The sequence below is a fragment of the Rhizobium sp. BK212 genome (genome assembly GCF_014197475.1).
GTDB lineage: Bacteria > Pseudomonadota > Alphaproteobacteria > Rhizobiales > Rhizobiaceae > Rhizobium > Rhizobium anhuiense.
Genome location: NZ_JACIFS010000007.1, coordinates 1 through 16090, shown reverse-complemented (window position 1 = coordinate 16090; position 16090 = coordinate 1). Strand labels below are relative to the sequence as shown.

14 protein-coding genes are annotated in these 16090 nt (G+C 62.1%); 1 reads left to right on the top strand and 13 read right to left on the bottom strand.

The genetic code is table 11. The annotated features are described in order from the left end of the window. Positions 1 to 96: 96 nt before the first annotated feature. A complete protein-coding gene (locus tag FHT79_RS21450; protein WP_183904056.1) occupies positions 97 to 1266 on the top strand; it encodes a M20 aminoacylase family protein in 1170 nt (389 codons plus the stop codon). 55 nt (positions 1267 to 1321) lie between these two features. On the opposite strand, the gene FHT79_RS21445 is transcribed toward FHT79_RS21450, so the two are convergent. From FHT79_RS21445 to FHT79_RS21385, 13 genes are all read right to left on the bottom strand, one after another. After that, complete coding sequence (locus FHT79_RS21445) at positions 1322 to 3109, bottom strand: adenine deaminase (RefSeq protein ID WP_183904055.1); 1788 nt, start codon at positions 3107 to 3109, stop codon at positions 1322 to 1324. Continuing rightward, entirely contained in the window at positions 3106 to 4026 is a 921-nt protein-coding gene (locus tag FHT79_RS21440) for a nucleoside hydrolase (protein WP_025570667.1), read from the bottom strand. Before FHT79_RS21440 ends, FHT79_RS21445 begins: the two co-directional genes overlap by 4 nt. A gap of 4 nt (positions 4027 to 4030) precedes the next feature. Further along, entirely contained in the window at positions 4031 to 4183 is a 153-nt protein-coding gene (locus tag FHT79_RS21435) for a hypothetical protein (protein WP_165932280.1), read from the bottom strand. Positions 4184 to 4202: 19 nt separating this feature from the next. Then, a complete protein-coding gene (locus tag FHT79_RS21430; protein WP_029875872.1) occupies positions 4203 to 5243 on the bottom strand; it encodes a LacI family DNA-binding transcriptional regulator in 1041 nt (346 codons plus the stop codon). A gap of 171 nt (positions 5244 to 5414) precedes the next feature. Then, positions 5415 to 6854 carry an efflux transporter outer membrane subunit gene (locus FHT79_RS21425; RefSeq protein ID WP_029733030.1) on the bottom strand — a complete coding sequence of 480 codons (1440 nt, stop codon included), beginning with the start codon at positions 6852 to 6854 and terminating at the stop codon, positions 5415 to 5417. Between the two features lie 147 nt (positions 6855 to 7001). After that, a complete protein-coding gene (locus FHT79_RS21420; RefSeq protein ID WP_025570604.1) occupies positions 7002 to 10112 on the bottom strand; it encodes an efflux RND transporter permease subunit in 3111 nt (1036 codons plus the stop codon). A 48-nt stretch (positions 10113 to 10160) separates the two neighbouring features. Beyond that, on the bottom strand, positions 10161 to 11372 hold the full coding sequence (locus FHT79_RS21415; RefSeq protein ID WP_025570605.1) for an efflux RND transporter periplasmic adaptor subunit: 1212 nt from the start codon (positions 11370 to 11372) through the stop codon (positions 10161 to 10163). Between the two features lie 156 nt (positions 11373 to 11528). Further along, positions 11529 to 12131, bottom strand: coding sequence for a TetR family transcriptional regulator (locus FHT79_RS21410; RefSeq protein ID WP_025570607.1), 603 nt, complete (start codon positions 12129 to 12131; stop codon positions 11529 to 11531). A gap of 108 nt (positions 12132 to 12239) precedes the next feature. Further along, positions 12240 to 13184, bottom strand: coding sequence for a phosphoribosylaminoimidazolesuccinocarboxamide synthase (locus FHT79_RS21405; RefSeq protein WP_025570609.1), 945 nt, complete (start codon positions 13182 to 13184; stop codon positions 12240 to 12242). A gap of 111 nt (positions 13185 to 13295) precedes the next feature. Then, the gene (locus FHT79_RS21400; RefSeq protein WP_281414615.1) at positions 13296 to 14003 is read right to left on the bottom strand and encodes a phosphoribosyltransferase; all 708 of its coding nucleotides are present in this window, start codon (positions 14001 to 14003) and stop codon (positions 13296 to 13298) included. A 5-nt stretch (positions 14004 to 14008) separates the two neighbouring features. Next, a complete protein-coding gene (locus tag FHT79_RS21395; protein WP_025570613.1) occupies positions 14009 to 14815 on the bottom strand; it encodes a pseudouridine synthase in 807 nt (268 codons plus the stop codon). Positions 14816 to 14974: 159 nt separating this feature from the next. Continuing rightward, positions 14975 to 15181: a hypothetical protein gene (locus FHT79_RS21390; protein ID WP_025570485.1), complete on the bottom strand. Its 207-nt coding sequence runs from the start codon at positions 15179 to 15181 to the stop codon at positions 14975 to 14977. Between the two features lie 139 nt (positions 15182 to 15320). Then, complete coding sequence (locus tag FHT79_RS21385; protein ID WP_025570484.1) at positions 15321 to 15659, bottom strand: hypothetical protein; 339 nt, start codon at positions 15657 to 15659, stop codon at positions 15321 to 15323. Positions 15660 to 16090 lie beyond the last annotated feature (431 nt).

The window sequence follows — 16090 nt, the reverse complement described above, 5'->3', positions numbered from 1 at the left end:
GCGCCTTGTTTGATAAACAACGGATGATCTGAGGCGGGCGCCGGTTGGGCGCCCGTTTCGCATGACAGGATATCCAGGCCCCAGGAGCATCGCCCGATGAGCATTCCCGCCCGGATCGAGGACGATCTGCCGTTTCTCATGGCCTTGCGCCGCGACCTGCACGCCCACCCCGAACTTGGTTTCGAGGAAGAGCGCACCGCCGGCATCGTCGCGAGGCTTCTCGATGATGCCGGTATCACCGTGCATCGCGGCCTCGGCGGCACCGGCGTGGTCGGTACGTTGCAGGTCGGGAGGGGCGCGCGCAGGATCGGGCTACGCGCCGATATGGATGCGCTCGCCATGCCCGAGCTGGTAGAGAGGCCCCATAAATCGACCGTGCCCGGCAAGATGCACGCCTGTGGGCACGATGGACATACGGCAATGCTTCTTGGCGCCGCGCGGCATCTGGCGGTGACGCGGAATTTTTCCGGCACGGTGCATTTCATCTTCCAACCCGCCGAAGAGGGGCGGGGCGGAGCCAGACGCATGGTCGAGGAGGGGCTGTTTCGGCTTATTCCTTGCGATGCCGTTTATGGATTGCACAATATGCCAGGACTTGCGGTCGATGAGATCGCCGTGGTCGAGGGGCCGCAGCTTGCCTCCTCCGATAGCTGGCGCACGACCTTTCGTGGGACCGGCACACACGGCGCCAAGCCACATCTCGGCCGCGATTCGATCACGGCCGCCGGCACTTTCCTGTCGTCGCTGCAGACGATCGTCGGACGGGTGGTCGATCCGCTGCAGCCGGCCGTCGTCAGCGCCTGCTCCTTGCAGGCAGGTGACCCGAAGGCGCTGAACGTCATTCCGGATACGGTCGAGATCGGCGGAACGGCGCGAGCTTATTCGCCCGAGGTGCGCGATCAATTGGAGACCGAGATCGGCCGATTGGCGCATGGCACTGCTTCTATGTACGGCATATCAGTCGACTATGCATTCGAGCGGCGGATTCCGCCTGTCATCAATGATCCGGATGCGACCGCGCGGGCGCTCGCAGCGGCCCGATCGGCGTTCGGCGGAAAGGTGCTGACAAGCTTTCCGCCGTCGACGGCGGGCGACGATTTCGCTTTCTTCGCGCAGAATGCGCCGGGTTGTTACGTCTGGCTCGGCAATGGGCCGGCGGTGGAGGGGGCGTTGCATCACAATACGGCTTATGATTTCAACGATGGGGCGCTTGGATACGGGGCGGCTTACTGGGTAGCCTTGGTGGAGCGGGAGTTGAAGGTATGATTGGTGTTGGGGCTACACACAGCACGCCCTCGCCATATGATCTGTGCGTCTTGACTTACCAATCTTCCAGCACCGGACTCTCCATCACTTTCCCCGTCACCACATCGGCAATCCCTCGGTCCGTCTGGTGCGGGCCGGCATTGCAGGCGAGAGTGGCGCCGAAGCAGGCCTTGAAGACCCGATAGGGCGGTTTCCAGTCGACGATCTTGTCCATGGCCTTGCGGATATCGGTAAAGGCCAGGGCTGTGTCCTCAAGCGCTGCATCCGTCACCAGGCCGGAGAGCGGCAGCGGCAGGAGCGCTTCGATCCGACCGTCTTTGGCGACCGCCATGCCGCCTCCGGCTGATATAACGGCGTTGGCGGCGAGCATCATGTCGCGCGCATTGCCGCCGAAGACGGTGAGGTTGTGGCTGTCATGCGAGACGGTGGTGCAGAAGGCGCCGCGCCATTCGCCCCAGCCGGTAAGGAAACCGACGCGCGGGGTGCCGTCGGCCTTGGCGTGACGATGGGCGACGGCGATCATGGCGCTACCGGCCGGCGGCACGACGAAACCATCCCGCACCTCGGTTTCAACCTCGCCCCATCGCGTGAAGCGTGGGCGGTCGATGGTGGCGACACGGACATGCTCGCCCGTCGCCGGAATGCGGAAATCATCCTCGGTCAGCGGCGGCAACTTCACCGAATTGACGAGCGGCGCCGTATCAATCTGTTGGACGGCACGCTGCATGCGGCCGTTGTGAGCGACGACGCGGCCGCCTGATACGACCAGCCGCGCCCGGAAATCCGTAAGGTCCTCGAAGAGCACGATGTCGGCCCGGCGGCCCGCGGCGACAAGGCCGAGATCGGGACGCTTCAGACGCTGTGCGGCGTTGAAGGTCGCGGCCCGGATCGCCCAGTCCGGCTTCATGCCGTAGCGCACCAGGCGCCTGACGACGTCGTCGAGGCCGCCGCCTTCCTGAAGCTCATCGGGAAAAACGTCGTCGGTGCAGAGCGTGACGGTCGGGGGCAGGTGGCCGAGACCGTTCAGAACCTCGACGAATTCCCGCAACAGATGATCGTGAGAGCCGCGCAGCTCGATCGTCAGGCCGGCGGAAAGCTTGGCGAGGAAATCGGCGCCGGAGGTGAGTTCATGGTCGGAGGTGATGCCTGATGCCATGAAGGCATTGAGATCGGCGCCTTCGAGGCCGCGTGCGTGGCCGCAGACGAGCTTGCCGGCGGCAAGGCCGGCATTGACGATATCAGTCATGCGTGGATCGCCGTCGATGACGCCGCGCATATTCATGACCTCGGCGACGCCGCCGACTGTCGAGGAGCGCAGCATTTCGGCGACGACGGTTGCATCGAAATCGGCGCCGGCAAGTTCCAGGCCCGGCGCAGACGGCACGCAGGAGGGGGCGAGCAGGATCATGCGCAGCGGCAGGGAACGCGCGGCCTCGATCGCCCAGCGCACGCCGTCGAGACCATGGACGTTGCCGAATTCATGCGGATCCCAGACGATTGATGTGACGCCGCGCGCCAAAACGGCACTAGCATATTTGGCCGGTGTCACCATCGAACTTTCGACATGCATGTGCGTGTCGATCAGGCCGGGCGTCAGGATGCTGCCCGTCGCATCGATGATCTCGGCGGCATCCGTTCGGCTTGCCGGCGCATGGACACTGGCGATCAGCGCACCGACAAGGCCGATATCGGCCTCGCGGATCAGGCCCGTCACCGCATCGAGCAACCGGCCGCCGGTGATCAGCACGTCGAAGGGGGCATCGCCGCGCGCAGCAGTAACGGCGCGGGCGCGCAAAGCGGGATCATTGAGGTCGGCGGGTTCCTGGCGAGGGCTGGCGTTCATTTGCGGGCCTCGTTGACCAGGGCAGCCAGAATGATGACACGGGCCATGTCAGCATCGATGTCGGCGGCGAATTGGGCATTGAAACTCGCATGTGTGGCGCGGGTCTCGACAACAGTGCGGCCACGGGTGAGGGCGCCCTGGAGCTCGACGTCGATGCGCGCGGGACGGAAGCTGACGATATCGGGGGCGACGAAGGCGACGGCGGCGGAGGGATCGTAGATCGCCATGGCGGGTCGGCCGCGGCTGGTGGCGATGCGGATATAGCCTGAGAACATATCCGCGATCAGCTCGGCATTGGCGCCGCCGGCATTGCGCACCGGCTCGGCATCCTCGGGCCTTGCCAGCACCTTGCGGCAGAGATCGAGATCGACCATGCGCAGCGGCAGGCCGTGGGCAATGACGATCGAAAGCGCTTCCGGGTCGGCAAGTGCGTTGAACTCGGCGGAGGCCGTATGGTTGCCTGATGTGACGCCGCCGCCCATCCAGACGAGTTCGGTGATGCGGGCGGCGAGATCAGGCCGGGCGAGCGCCACGGCAGCGATGTTGGTGAGCGGGCCGAGCGCCAGGATGCGGTGCTGGCCCTGGCGTTCCAGCCAGCGGCAGAGCCCTGTGAAGGCATCGCTTTCGGCAAGGGCGGGTGCCTGCGGCAGGCTCTTGCCTGATGTCGGGATGCCGGTTTCCCCAAGGATCGCCTGAGCGGTCTCAAGCTTGCCGAGAACGGGCATGGCGCGACCGGTGTGGATGGGGAAGTTCCAGCCGAAGGCGCTGGCGGCGCCGGCGGCATTCATTCTTACCTGCGGCAGCGGCGTATTGCCGAAGACCAGCGATAGGCCGTCGATCTCGAATTCCGACTGTCCCACCACCAGAATGGCGGCGATGTCGTCGAAGCCCATGTCCGTGTCGATCCAGACGCCCATGATTTCATCCGAACCGTTTGAGACTTGCCGTGTCGGCAACTGGTAGATCGCAGGCGAGCGCGCCGTGTGGCGGCAGGCCTACATCGATCTCGGTCTCGATTGGGCCGGGCATGGTATCGAGCAGGAGTACTGCCGAGGCAATGGGAGCTTTTTTCATCTTACACGTTCCCCATCTCTCAGGTTTTCGGCTCTGAGGTTTCTGGTGCCGGCTTCGCAGGCCCGGATGATTGGCGGACGATCAACTGCATGGCAACGCGTTCGATCTCCGCGGTAACGAGCATGCCCTCCCGGATGCGGTTTGCTCTTATCGTAGCGACCAGCGCCGACACGGCAATCCCGGCAATCCTATCCATGTCCATCCGCACCGTCGTCAGCGACGGCGTGACAACAGGCGACCAGATGAGGTCGTCGAAGCCGGTGACGCTGACATCGGCGGGAACGTTGACGCCGCCCTGCTGTAACTCCGTCAGCGCGCGTAGCGCCTGCAAATCGGAAAGGGCTGCGAAAGCGGTGAATCCCTGCCTGGCCTTTTCGGCAAGGCCGAGCGGGCAGCCCCTGCCGCCATCCTGCTCGAGCCTGTCGATCCATAGTGTTTCGGAATGCATGCCCGGGCGCATGCCGGCGCGGATGCCGCCGACGCGGTCGTTCTGAACGCTGGATTCCTGATTGTTGCCGATGATGAGGATGTGGCGATGGCCGAGATCCGCGAGATGGCCGGCGATTTCGCGGCCGCCCTGCCAATGATCGGCGGAAACTGTGTTGCCCGGCGTCGAGGGAGTGTCGATGATGGCGACCGGACAGGAGGTGGACGAGATGCGGGTGGCGCGGCGGGGAATGACGATCATGCCATCGACGCCACGCTCGACCAGACGGTCGATCGCTTCGGTCTGGGTGGCGATATCGCCGCGGGAATCGGCGATCAGCACGCCGTAACCCGCAGCCGAGGCGGCGAATTCGATCGCCTGAGCGATCTTCGGGAACAGCGGATTGGCGATATCGGGTAGCACCAGGCCGAGAACGCCGCTGCGGCCGGTCCTGAGCGCCCGGCCGGCCTGGCTTGGGACATAGCCGAGCTCGGCTGCATGTTCACGGATTCTTTCGATCAATTGGCCGGAGACCCGACCCTTGCCAGAGAGCGCATTGGAGACCGTGGCGACGGAGACGCCGAGCGACGTCGCTATCCTGCTGAGATTTGGTCCCGAACGCGATGGAGCCATAATCGAAGGCGCTCTGATTAATCGTTTAATCAAAGGCTTACCTCAGCTATCTCAGCTTGTCGAATCCAAATTCGTCCTGTGTGTAATTAGCTGGAGGAGAGTTCGGCGGCAACGAAAAAGCCCCGCGAGACGATCGCGGGGCTCCGCCTTTTCAGAAGGGCCAAACGCCGATCAGCTCTTGGCGGGCTTCACCGCTGCTGTGGTATTGGGTGCGGTGGTCTTGCCGCCGGGCGCATAGCCGCCGCCGACTGCGATGTTCAGCGAGACGTAGTCCTTGGCCATCTGTTGGACGGACTGGGCAAGGCTTGCCTGGGCCAGCGAAACCTGGCGCTGCGCGTCGAGAACGTCGAGCAGTGAAGAGGCGCCGTCCTTGTAGGATGCGGTGGAAAGCTCGAGGGTTTCCTGGGTGGTCTTGACCTGGGCCTGAAGTGCGGCGACCGTACGGGCGTCGCGCCGGACAGCCGCAAGCGCGTTCTCGACCTGTTCGACGGCGGTCAGCACCGTCGACTTCCAGTTGAGGTAGGCCGTAGCGGCATCGGACTGGGCCGACTTGACGTTGGCGCGCAGGCGGCCGCCATCGAAGATCGGCAGGTTGAGGGTCGGACCGAAGGACCAGGGGGTCAGGCCACCGTGGACGCCGCGCTGGTTGATGTAGGATGGCGAGATCGAGCCGCTGAGCGAGATGCTCGGATAGAGCTGGGCCTGGGCAACACCGATATTGGCCGTTGCGGCGGCGAGATCACGCTCGGCGACGCGGATGTCGGGACGGTTGCGGATCAGATCGGCCGGGATGCCGGAGTTGATGCCGCCGCGGAACACCGGCTGACCGGCGCCCCTCAGCAGTTCGTCGACGAGGGCCGAGGCCGGCAGGCCGAGCAGCGTGGCGATGTGATGGGCTGATATGCGGATGTTGGTTTCAAGACCCGGAATTTCGGCGAGCGTGGACTGTACGAGGCCTTCGGCCTGAACGACGTCGAGACGCGAGGCGGCGCCGGCTTCAAGCTGGAACTTGGTCAGTTCGTAGGTTTCCTGACGAGACTTCAGGTTGGCCTTCGAAAGCGCCAGGCGCTGCTGATAGTAGCGAACGTCGATATAGCTCGAGACCAGGTCCTGGACGAGGGTCAGCTTGGCGACATCAGCCGATGCGTAAGCGGAATCGAGCGAAGCGAGCGCGCTTTCCGTGCTGCGCTTGTAGAGGCCAAAGAGATCGAGCAGCCAGCTCAGCTGGACGTCGCCGGCGCTGGTGTTGCGCGTGTCGAGTTGCGTGCGCAGTTCGCCCTTCTGACCGCTGATCGTGTGCGACGCGCCAACCGTCAGGTTCGGCAGGCCGCCGGCTCCGGCGGTGGTGACGGCGGCGGAGGCCGCATTGATGCGTTCGATCGCCTGCTGGACTGTCAGGTTCTGCTCAAGGCCCGCGTTGACGTAGCCGTTCAGCCTCGAATCGTTGAAGGCGGTCCACCAGGCTGCGGTAGCAACATCACCATCACTCTTCGTTCCGCCTTCTCCGAATTTGGCGGGCAGCGGCATTTCAGGAGGAACATGATCCGGGCCAACAACGCAGCCCGACAACAATAACAATAATGCCGGGGTGGCAAAACGAAGAGATACCATTCATTTCATCCTGTACTCGAGCAAGTCAATTCTTGTCCGAAGCTTCATGCTTCACTAACGCGCGCCGCGCCTCGTTACCAAAAACACACACCGAAGCAGTCGGGCGCAATGTAGCAATCGGAACAGCATTATCACAGTGCATTTATATCACACTCCTGCCGCATTTTTGCCGCGTGTGGCAAAGATACGTCGGATGACAACGAAAAAGGACGGTACGAAGAAAATTCCGAGCATCGTCGCCGCCAGCATGCCGCCGAGAACGCCGATGCCGATGGCGTTCTGTGCCGCCGAGCCAGCGCCAGTCGCGATCGCCAGCGGCACAACGCCGAGAATGAAGGCAAGTGAGGTCATGATGATCGGCCGCAGACGCAATCTTGCCGCCTCCAGCGTGGCTTCGTAGAGCCCCATGCCGCTTTCCATACGGTCCTTGGCGAATTCGACGATCAGAATCGCGTTCTTCGCCGCCAGCCCTATGGTGGTGAGCAGGCCGACCTTGAAATAGACGTCGTTTGCCTGGCCGAAGAGCGTTGCCGCCGCCAGTGCCCCGAGAATGCCGACGGGTACCGCCATGATCACCGAGAAGGGGATCGACCAGCTTTCGTAAAGTGCCGCCAGGCACAGGAAGACGACGAGAACCGAGATCGCGTAGAGCATCGGCGCCTGCGAACCGGAAAGGCGCTCCTGATAGGAGATGCCCTGCCAGGCGACCGTATAACCGCCGCCGAGCTGTTCCGTCAGCGCTTCCATTTCGTTCATCGCATCGCCGGAGGAGACACCGGGTGCGGAAGCGCCGTCGAGCGGAATGGCGCTGACGGCGTTGAAGCGGGCAAGCGATGGCGCGCCTTTCACCCACTCCGTCTTGGTAAAGGCGGAGAAGGGTACCATTTCACCGGCAGTGTTGCGCGCGTACCAATGGTCGAGATCATCCGGCTGCATGCGGAAGGGCGCATCGCCCTGAACATAGACTGGCTTGATCTCGCCGTTCAGCGTGAAGTCGTTGACGTCGCGGCCGGTGAAGATGATCGACAGCATCGAGTTGACCGAGGCGATGTCGACGCCCATAGCGCCGATCTTCTCCTGATCGAGCACGATGCGCATCTGCGGCTCGACTTCCTTGTTGCTGCTGCGCAGCGCCACGATCTTGCCCGAGGTGTTGCCCATCTGGATCAGCCGCTTGGAGGCGGCCGTCAGGGCGTCGTTGCCGTGGCCGCCGGTGTCGACGAGATACATGGAGAAGCCGCTCGATACGCCGAGACCCTGAATCGCCGGGGGCAGGAGCGCGAAGACCTGCGCCTCGCGGATGGCAAAGAAGCTGCGCAACGCGCGGTTGACGACCGACTGGGCGCTCAGCGTCGGATCGGTGCGCTGTGCGAAATCCTTGAGCTTGGTGAAGACGATGGCGCTGTTCTGGCCGGAACCGTTGAAGCCGAAGCCGAGCGCGCCGAACACGGATTCGACGGCGTCCTTCTCGTTTTCACGATAGTATTTCTCAACCTTCTCGACGACTGCCTGGGTTTGCTGCGTGGTCGAGCCCGGCGGCGTGGTGACGATGGTCAACAGCACGCCCTGATCTTCCTGAGGCAGGAAGGAGCTCGGCAGACGGGTGAAGAGATAGGCGCAGCCGGCGCCGACGAGGAGGAAGACCAGCATGACGCGGATCGGCCGCTTCAGCAGATAGCCGATGGCGCTGATATAGCCGTTGGTCGAGCGCGTGAAGTTGCGGTTGAACCAGTCGCCGACGCGGTGTTTCCTGTGTTCGCCGACCGGCTTCAGCATCGTGGCGCAAAGTGCAGGCGTCAGCACCAGGGCGACGAGCGCCGACAGCAGCATGGCCGAGACGATGGTGATCGAGAACTGGCGATAGATGATGCCGGTCGAACCGCCGAAGAAGGCCATCGGAATGAAGACGGCAGTCAGCACGAGCGCGATGCCGACAATGGCGCCGGTGATCTCTCCCATCGATTTTTCCGTCGCCTCAAGTGGCGAGAGCTTCTCTTCGGTCATGATGCGTTCGACGTTTTCGACGACGACGATGGCGTCGTCGACAAGAAGGCCGATCGCTAGCACCATGGCGAACATCGTCAACGTATTGATCGAGTAGCCGGTGACCGCCAGCACTCCGAAGGTGCCGAGCAAAACCACGGGCACCGCAATCGTCGGGATCAGCGTCGCCCGCAGGTTCTGCAGGAAGATGAGGAGGACGACGAAAACCAGCACGATCGCCTCGATCAGGGTATGGACGACCTTCTCGATCGACAGCTCGACGAAGGGCGTGGTGTCGTAGGGATAGGTGATCGCGACACCTGCCGGCAGGCCGCGGCCGATGACCTCGAGCGCGGAGCGCACACGGGCGGCGGTATCGATGGCGTTGGCGCCGATCGCCAGGTTGACGGCAAAACCGGTCGACGGCTGGCCGTTATACCGTGAACCGCCGCCGTAGCTTTCCTGACCGATCTCGATGCGCGAGACATCGCTCAGGCGCACGGTCGCGCCGTCCTTTTCGACCTTCAGGATGATGTGCTCGAAGTCGGCGACGGTGGTCAGCTGGCTTTGGGCGGTGATGGTGACGTTGATCTGCTGGCCGGGGGTCGCCGGCTGGGCGCCGAGCGAACCAACGGAGACCTGGGTGTTCTGCGCCTGGATGGCTGATGTGACGTCGCTCGGCGTCAACTGGTATTTCAAGAGCTTGAAGGGATCGAGCCAGACGCGCATGGCGTATCCCGAACCGAAGACGTTGATGCTGCCAACGCCTTCCAGGCGCTGGATCTGATCCTCGATGGAGGTCGACATGATGTTGCCGAGATCGACCGAGTTGCGCTTGCCGTCGGTCGAAACCAGCGAGCCGACGAGCAGGATGCTCGAGGTCGAGCGGGTGACGCTGATGCCGGCATCGATGACGTCGCTTGGAAGCTGCGACTGAACCAGCTGCAGCTTGTTCTGCACCTGCACCTGGGCGATATCGGGATCGGCGCTCGTCCCGAAGGTGAGCTGGATACTGGCCGAGCCCGTCGATGAGGTTGAGGTCATGTATGTGAGATCGTCGAGGCCGGTCATGCCATCCTCGATGATCGTCGTCACCGATTTTTCGACGGTCTCGGCGCTGGCGCCGCGATAGGTGGCGTTGATGCGAACCGTCGTCGGGGCGATGTCGGGATATTGCGAGATCGACAGCGTGAAGATCGCCAGCAGGCCGGCGAGCATGATGGTGATCGCAATGACCCAGGCGAAAATCGGACGTCGGATGAAAAACTTGGCCATCGGTTGTTCCTGTGCGGCTGAGACGGTGACGATGCGGGGCTTCAGCGATTATTTCGCTGCAGGCTTCTCAGCATCACCGGCCGCTGGCTGCTCGGCAGCCACGACCACGCCATTGTCGTTGATCTTCATCGGGACCGGTTTCACCGGCATGCCTGATGTGATCGATTGCAGGCCGCTGACGATCAGCTGATCGCCGTCCTTGATGCCTTCGGTCACGAGCCAGGAATTGTTGGAGGGCGAACTGTTCTCGAAGGCACGGGTTTCGACCTTGCCTTCGGCGGAAATGAACTGTGCCGTCAGCCGGCCGTTGGCGTCACGGCTCGTCGCCAGCTGCGGCAATGCATAACCGGCCTCGGCGCCAAGCTCGACGGTTGCCCGGACATACATGCCGGGCAGGACGATGCGATCGGGATTGGGAAAGAGCACGCGGATGATGAAGGTGCCTGTGGTCTCGCTGACCACCTGCTTCGACATGTCGAGCTTGCCCTGCTGGTTATATTCCTTGCCGTCTTCGAGGATCAGGTGGAAGGCGACGTTGTCTGCACCCTTGATGTCGCCGGCGGTCATCGCGTCGCGCAGCTTCAAGAGGTTGGTGCTCGATTCCGTCAGCGAGATGTAGATCGGATCGAGCTGGCGGATCGTCGTCAGCGCCGTCGTCTGGTTGGCCGAGACGACGTTGCCGACATTATAGGCCGTCTGGTCGATGACGCCGTCGAAGGGGGCGATGATCTTGGTATGGTCGAGGTCGATCTGGGCGGCGGAAAGTGCGGCCTTCGCCGACTCGACTTCGGCCTTGGCCTGGAGCAGCGTCGTCTTGGCTGTTTCGAATTCGATCTGGGTGGCGCCGCTGCCGACGAGGCGCTGATAGCGGTCGAGATTGCTTTCAGCGCTCGGCACGCTGGCTTGCGCCTTGGAGATTGCCGCCTTGGCCTGCTCGACTGCGGCGATATAGGGCGCATCCTCGATCTGGTAGAGAAGGTCGCCCTTCTTGATCTCGCCGCCTTCTTTAAAGGCGATCTCGCGGATGAGGCCGCTTACCTGCGGCCGGATATCGGCTGTCTGAAATGTCTCGGCGCGGCCGGGAAGGATCGTCGTGATCGGGAAACTGGCTTTTTTCAGGGTGATCACGCCGACGGGCGAGGCCTGTTGTGCTGCGCCCGCACCGGCATTGCCGGCGGGCTTGCCGGCATTGTCGCTGCAGGCGGCGAGCAATGCGCCGAACGCCAGGGCCGTGGAGAGGAGGAGGGCACGCCGTATCATTCTGAATTCCCTGTTCGGTGGCAATCGGCGTTCAATCCGCAGGCTCGGCCCGGCCGAGCGCAGGCTTATATAAGCGTCAGGATTGATCTGGCTTCAAATGCCATTATCCGAATTTAACAAAAGCTTTATGAAGTGACGTAAGTCAGCAATCGTCACTTAGCAAGCGTTATTTTGCAGTGCGGCATCGACAAAGCCGACGATATCCTCGGCGCGGTGCACGAGGGTTTCCTTGTCGTCGCGGGCGATGAGGATGGGGTGCAATACGCAGGCCAGGAGGTCTGCGACGGTGTGTGCGGCGCGCTCGGGATCGCGGCAATGATAACGCCCCTCCGCGATACCTTCGCGGATGATCTCGCCGAGCTTCAACTCGATTCGGGCGCGATAACGGTTGCCGGCCTCGAGTTTGGCCTCGATCGTCGAAAGCACCATTTCGAAGATGTAAGGATTTTTCTGAATGTCCTGCAGATGACCTTCCAGCAGGCGCAGGACGAAGCGGAGCAATTGTTCCTTCGGCGGCAGATTCTGGTCGAAGGCTGCGAAACGCTCGGTGGCATTGTCGAGATGGCGTCCGGCGATCGCATCGACCAGCGCGACCTTGGAACGGAAATGCTTGAAGACATTGGCGGGTGACATGTGCAATGCACTGGCGATATCGGCGATTGACACCGCGAGGTAACCGCGCTCACGAAACAGCATCTCTGCCATGGAGAGGATGTCCTCCCGCGTTTCCTCGGCCTTGCGTCTCAGCCTTCTCGTCATCTGTCCCCCGCCCGGCCGAGCCTGATGCCCCTTTTTTCTGATGCTAGCGCGATTGGACGGAGGCTGCCAAGCCAATGCTCGGCCTGGCAGCTTTCATGTATCGCCATGTCAAGGGAAATAGGGAGCGAGGCTGCCTCGCACGCGGGCAAGCGGCGTCTCGCCGCTATCGTCGGGAACAAAGCGCTCGCCGGTAATCGCCTCGTAAGCCTTGATATAGACGGCCGAGGTCTGCTCGATCAGTTCGACAGGAATTTCAGGGATCTCGTCCTTATAGGGATCACAGCGCTCGGCAACCCAGGCGCGGACGAAATCCTTGTCGAAACTTTCCGGACGTTTTCCGGCGGCAAAACTTGCCGGGTAGCTTTCGGCAAGCCAGTAACGGCTACTATCGGGGGTGTGGATCTCGTCAGCGAGAATGATGTTGCCGTCGCCATCGGTGCCGAATTCATATTTGGTGTCGACGAGGATCAGACCGCGCTTGGCCGCCATTTCTTGGCCGCGCGCAAAAAGGGCGAGCGCATATCCCGACAGAGTGTCCCACTGCTCCTTGCTCAAAAGGCCGCGGCTGACGATTTCGGCAGGCGTCAGCGGCTCGTCATGGCCGCCATCGAATTCCTTGCTGGTCGGCGTGATGACGGGCTCGGGCAGGATCTGATTGTCGCGCATGCCGTCGGGCAGACGCATGCCGTACATCTCGCGCTCACCCTTTTTATAAAGCGTCAGGATCGAGGTACCGGTGGTGCCGGCGAGATAACCGCGCACGACGATCTCGACCGGCAGGATGTCGAGCCGCTTGCCGATGACGACATTCGCATCCGGATAGTCGAGAACGTGGTTGGGGCAGATGTCCTTCGTCGCCTCGAACCAAAAGCGCGCTGTCTGCGTCAGGACCTGGCCCTTATAGGGGATGCAGGTAAGGATGCGGTCGAAAGCGCTCAGCCGGTCGGTGCTGATTATGATACGGCGTCCGTCCGGAAGATCGTAATTCTCGCGCACCTTGCCGCGATAATAGTTCGGCAATTCGGGGAAATGGGCTTCGGAGAGAATTCGCACGGCGCTCGACTATCCTTGATTATTGGGTGAAGACTTCCTGCTCTAGTTTTATTGCTGGGGAAGTCAAGCCGAGGCTGGACAGAGGCGCCCTCAAGCAAAGAAGAACAATCCTCATGTCCCGCGTCTGGCCGATGGTGCCTGCCAGCGGCCTGCTTCGTTCCGCTCCAGAATAGGCGTTGCGAAGACGCCGACGGTGCGCGTGGTCCATTGCGGCCCAGCGGCCGCGAGGCTTTCGCGCCAGCGCTCCGATTGCAGCATGGCGGCGGCGATGACGACGGGTTCGATGCCGCAGCCTGTCAGCAGGTTGAGGCCCGCGACGATCGAGGTGCCGCTGGAAATCACATCGTCGATCAGCGCGACGCGCCGTCCCTTGAGCAGCGGCAGCATGCGCGGATCGATATAGAGGCGTTTCTGCTGCATCGGCGTGGTGATCGAGGACAGGGCAACGGAGAGCTCGTCGCGATACCAGAATTTGCGTGAGGTTCCGAGCGGGACGTAGCGGCTGTGGCCGAGCTTTTGCGCCACGGCGGCGGCCAGCGTCAGGCCGAGGGTCGGCAGACCGGCGACGACATCGATGCGCATCGGCCTGATCTTTTCGGCGAGGCTTTCGGCGAGCGCACCGAGAACGGCGAAGCTCGCCTGGTTGACGATCAGCGAAGCGAGAGCGTGATCGCCATCCGCCAGCGCGCGGATCGGCAGGCGAAGCTGGCGGCCGTCTTCGAGAACGGCGACATAGAAGGAGGTGAACTCGCCATCATCGGCAAAGGTGCCCGACGGGTGAATCTCCTGCCAGAAATCGTGCGGCGCCATCTCCGTCATTTCAGTCAATTGCGTCTCTCCTTTTCCATCCCGGCCTTCCGGCGCAATGCCTGCAATTCCGTCTCTGTCAGGGCACGCACCGCGCCTTTCGGCAGTTCGCCGAGTGCGAGCCCGCCGATTGCAACGCGCACGAGGCGCAGGCATTCGCTTCCGAGCGCTTCCAGCATGCGGCGGATCTGGCGGTTGCGGCCCTCGTCCAGCTCAACCTCGATCCACGAGTTCCTGTCGCCCTGGCGCAGGCGCCGTGCGGCGGTTGCCGTCAGCAGCTCGCCGTCGTGGCGGATGCCCGATGTCATTGCGGCAATGCCCTCGTCGTCCATGATGCCGTCGATCTGGACATGATAGGTCTTCGTCAGATGCGTGACCGGATCGAGCAGGATCTGAGCGAATTCGGTGTCGTTGGTGAAAAGCAGCAGGCCCTCGCTCGCCTTGTCGAGCCGGCCGACCGGAGAGAGATGCGGGATGTCGAAATCCCTGAGGCAATCATATACCGTCGGCCTGCCTTCGGGATCGTGGCGGGTGGTGACGAGACCGCGGGGCTTGTTGAGCATCAGATAGATTTTCGCTTCGGCAGCGATGACCAGGCCGTCGATGCTGATCCTGGCAGTGCTAAGATCGACCCATGCCGAGGTCTCGCTGACCGTCCGGCCGTCGACGGCAACGCGGTTTTCGGCAATCAGCCGTTCGGCCTGGGTGCGGGAGCAATAACCGAGCTTGGAAAGGGCACGGGGAAGGGTCACCCGCTTAGCCGCGGCGTTATCGGCGGGCTTTGTCCGCTCGCGCGTCTTATGCGGTGGGCGCCGCTCCCTCATCTGCCGTCCTTGTCCTGCTTATGATGCCGTTTCTTGGCATGAACGGCACAAGGATGCCAGCAATCGGAACAAAAAAACGAGGGGAATAAAAGACGCCGCAAAACAATTTCGGCGCTTTGGGATAAAGCGCCGTCAGGGCTTTGACAGGGTAACGCTGCCTCAGTGGCAGGCCATGAAGCCCGCCAGTTCTTGGCGGCTGACGACAATACCGGCGGCGGCCTTGACCGGGTCCGGATGTGTATAAGAAAGGCTTGGCATTTCCGGCAGGTCGAGTGCCTGGCGCATATTCATGATGCCGACCGCGTGACGGCCATTGGCGCCGTCGACGCTGACTTCGATGATGCAGTTGGCCCTCTTGTTTTCCATGATGATCCTCCCTTCGTTTTTTATGTTCCCATAGCTCACATTAAAAATTGGTTTTTGTAAGACATAAGCATTTACGCACCCTGCCGAAAAACGGATCGGCGGGTGCGTAAGAACGGGTTTATGGGCGGCTGTGGTCTGTTTAGCGCCACCAGTGGCGAGGCTGCGGCTGCGAACTGCCGGAAAGCAGATATCCGGCGAGGAAGCCAATGGCGCCGGCAAGCGCCAGCGCAGTGGTCGTTGCGGTCGGATGCTCGCGGGCGGCGCCGGCGGCGGCCGCACCTTCGGCCCTGATTTGGGCGACGGCGTTCTTTGCCCGGGGCAGGGCTTCGTCGTATGCCTTGCCGGCGCGGCCGCGTACTTCGTAATAGGCTTCGGCGCCTTGAGCGGAAATCATCTTCTGCAGGCGCGAGACTTCCTGTTGGAGTGCGGCGATGTCCTTGCTGACAGTTGCTCTGATATCATCGGTATTGGCAGCCATGTCGGTCTCCTTCCTTCAATGGGAAAGAAAACACCCAAGTCGGTGATAGGTTCCGAAATGTCAGCCGCTGATTTGTGACGGAAATTTAGAGCTCGCCGGTCGGAGGCGGTTTAATCCTCTGTTAACCATAAATCGGCTCAAGGCGCTGTTTTTTCGTGATCTTTCGGGGTTGAGAACGACTTTCCGATCGATTTTTGACCAGCCGGTAAAGGATTTTCCAGGAATCTGTCCCGGGAATCCGCCCTGTGGATAATAACCACCGACAAAAACCCCAGCCGAATCAACCTGTTACAAAAATGTCAAAAAACTTTGGCTAGGTGTGTTGACTTGGAAAAGGGGTTAGTTCTATAAGCCCCCTCACTGAACGAGGGCGGCGGCGCTGCTGGCGACGAAGTCTTTCGTTCTAAAGAACCTCAAGCGGATTGGCGGAT

What these genes read in the sequence shown, in the direction of transcription:
- FHT79_RS21435 (WP_165932280.1), bottom strand. Translation starts at nt 4,183, where the DNA reads ATGAAAAAAGCTCCCATTGCCTCGGCAGTACTCCTGCTCGATACCATG.
- FHT79_RS21395 (WP_025570613.1), bottom strand. Translation starts at nt 14,815, where the DNA reads ATGAGGGAGCGGCGCCCACCGCATAAGACGCGCGAGCGGACAAAGCCC.
- FHT79_RS21390 (WP_025570485.1), bottom strand. Translation starts at nt 15,181, where the DNA reads ATGGAAAACAAGAGGGCCAACTGCATCATCGAAGTCAGCGTCGACGGC.
- FHT79_RS21440 (WP_025570667.1), bottom strand. Translation starts at nt 4,026, where the DNA reads ATGGGCGTCTGGATCGACACGGACATGGGCTTCGACGACATCGCCGCC.
- FHT79_RS21425 (WP_029733030.1), bottom strand. Translation starts at nt 6,854, where the DNA reads ATGGTATCTCTTCGTTTTGCCACCCCGGCATTATTGTTATTGTTGTCG.
- FHT79_RS21410 (WP_025570607.1), bottom strand. Translation starts at nt 12,131, where the DNA reads ATGACGAGAAGGCTGAGACGCAAGGCCGAGGAAACGCGGGAGGACATC.
- FHT79_RS21420 (WP_025570604.1), bottom strand. Translation starts at nt 10,112, where the DNA reads ATGGCCAAGTTTTTCATCCGACGTCCGATTTTCGCCTGGGTCATTGCG.
- FHT79_RS21400 (WP_281414615.1), bottom strand. Translation starts at nt 14,003, where the DNA reads ATGACGGAGATGGCGCCGCACGATTTCTGGCAGGAGATTCACCCGTCG.
- FHT79_RS21415 (WP_025570605.1), bottom strand. Translation starts at nt 11,372, where the DNA reads ATGATACGGCGTGCCCTCCTCCTCTCCACGGCCCTGGCGTTCGGCGCA.
- FHT79_RS21445 (WP_183904055.1), bottom strand. Translation starts at nt 3,109, where the DNA reads ATGAACGCCAGCCCTCGCCAGGAACCCGCCGACCTCAATGATCCCGCT.
- FHT79_RS21450 (WP_183904056.1), top strand. Translation starts at nt 97, where the DNA reads ATGAGCATTCCCGCCCGGATCGAGGACGATCTGCCGTTTCTCATGGCC.
- FHT79_RS21430 (WP_029875872.1), bottom strand. Translation starts at nt 5,243, where the DNA reads ATGGCTCCATCGCGTTCGGGACCAAATCTCAGCAGGATAGCGACGTCG.
- FHT79_RS21385 (WP_025570484.1), bottom strand. Translation starts at nt 15,659, where the DNA reads ATGGCTGCCAATACCGATGATATCAGAGCAACTGTCAGCAAGGACATC.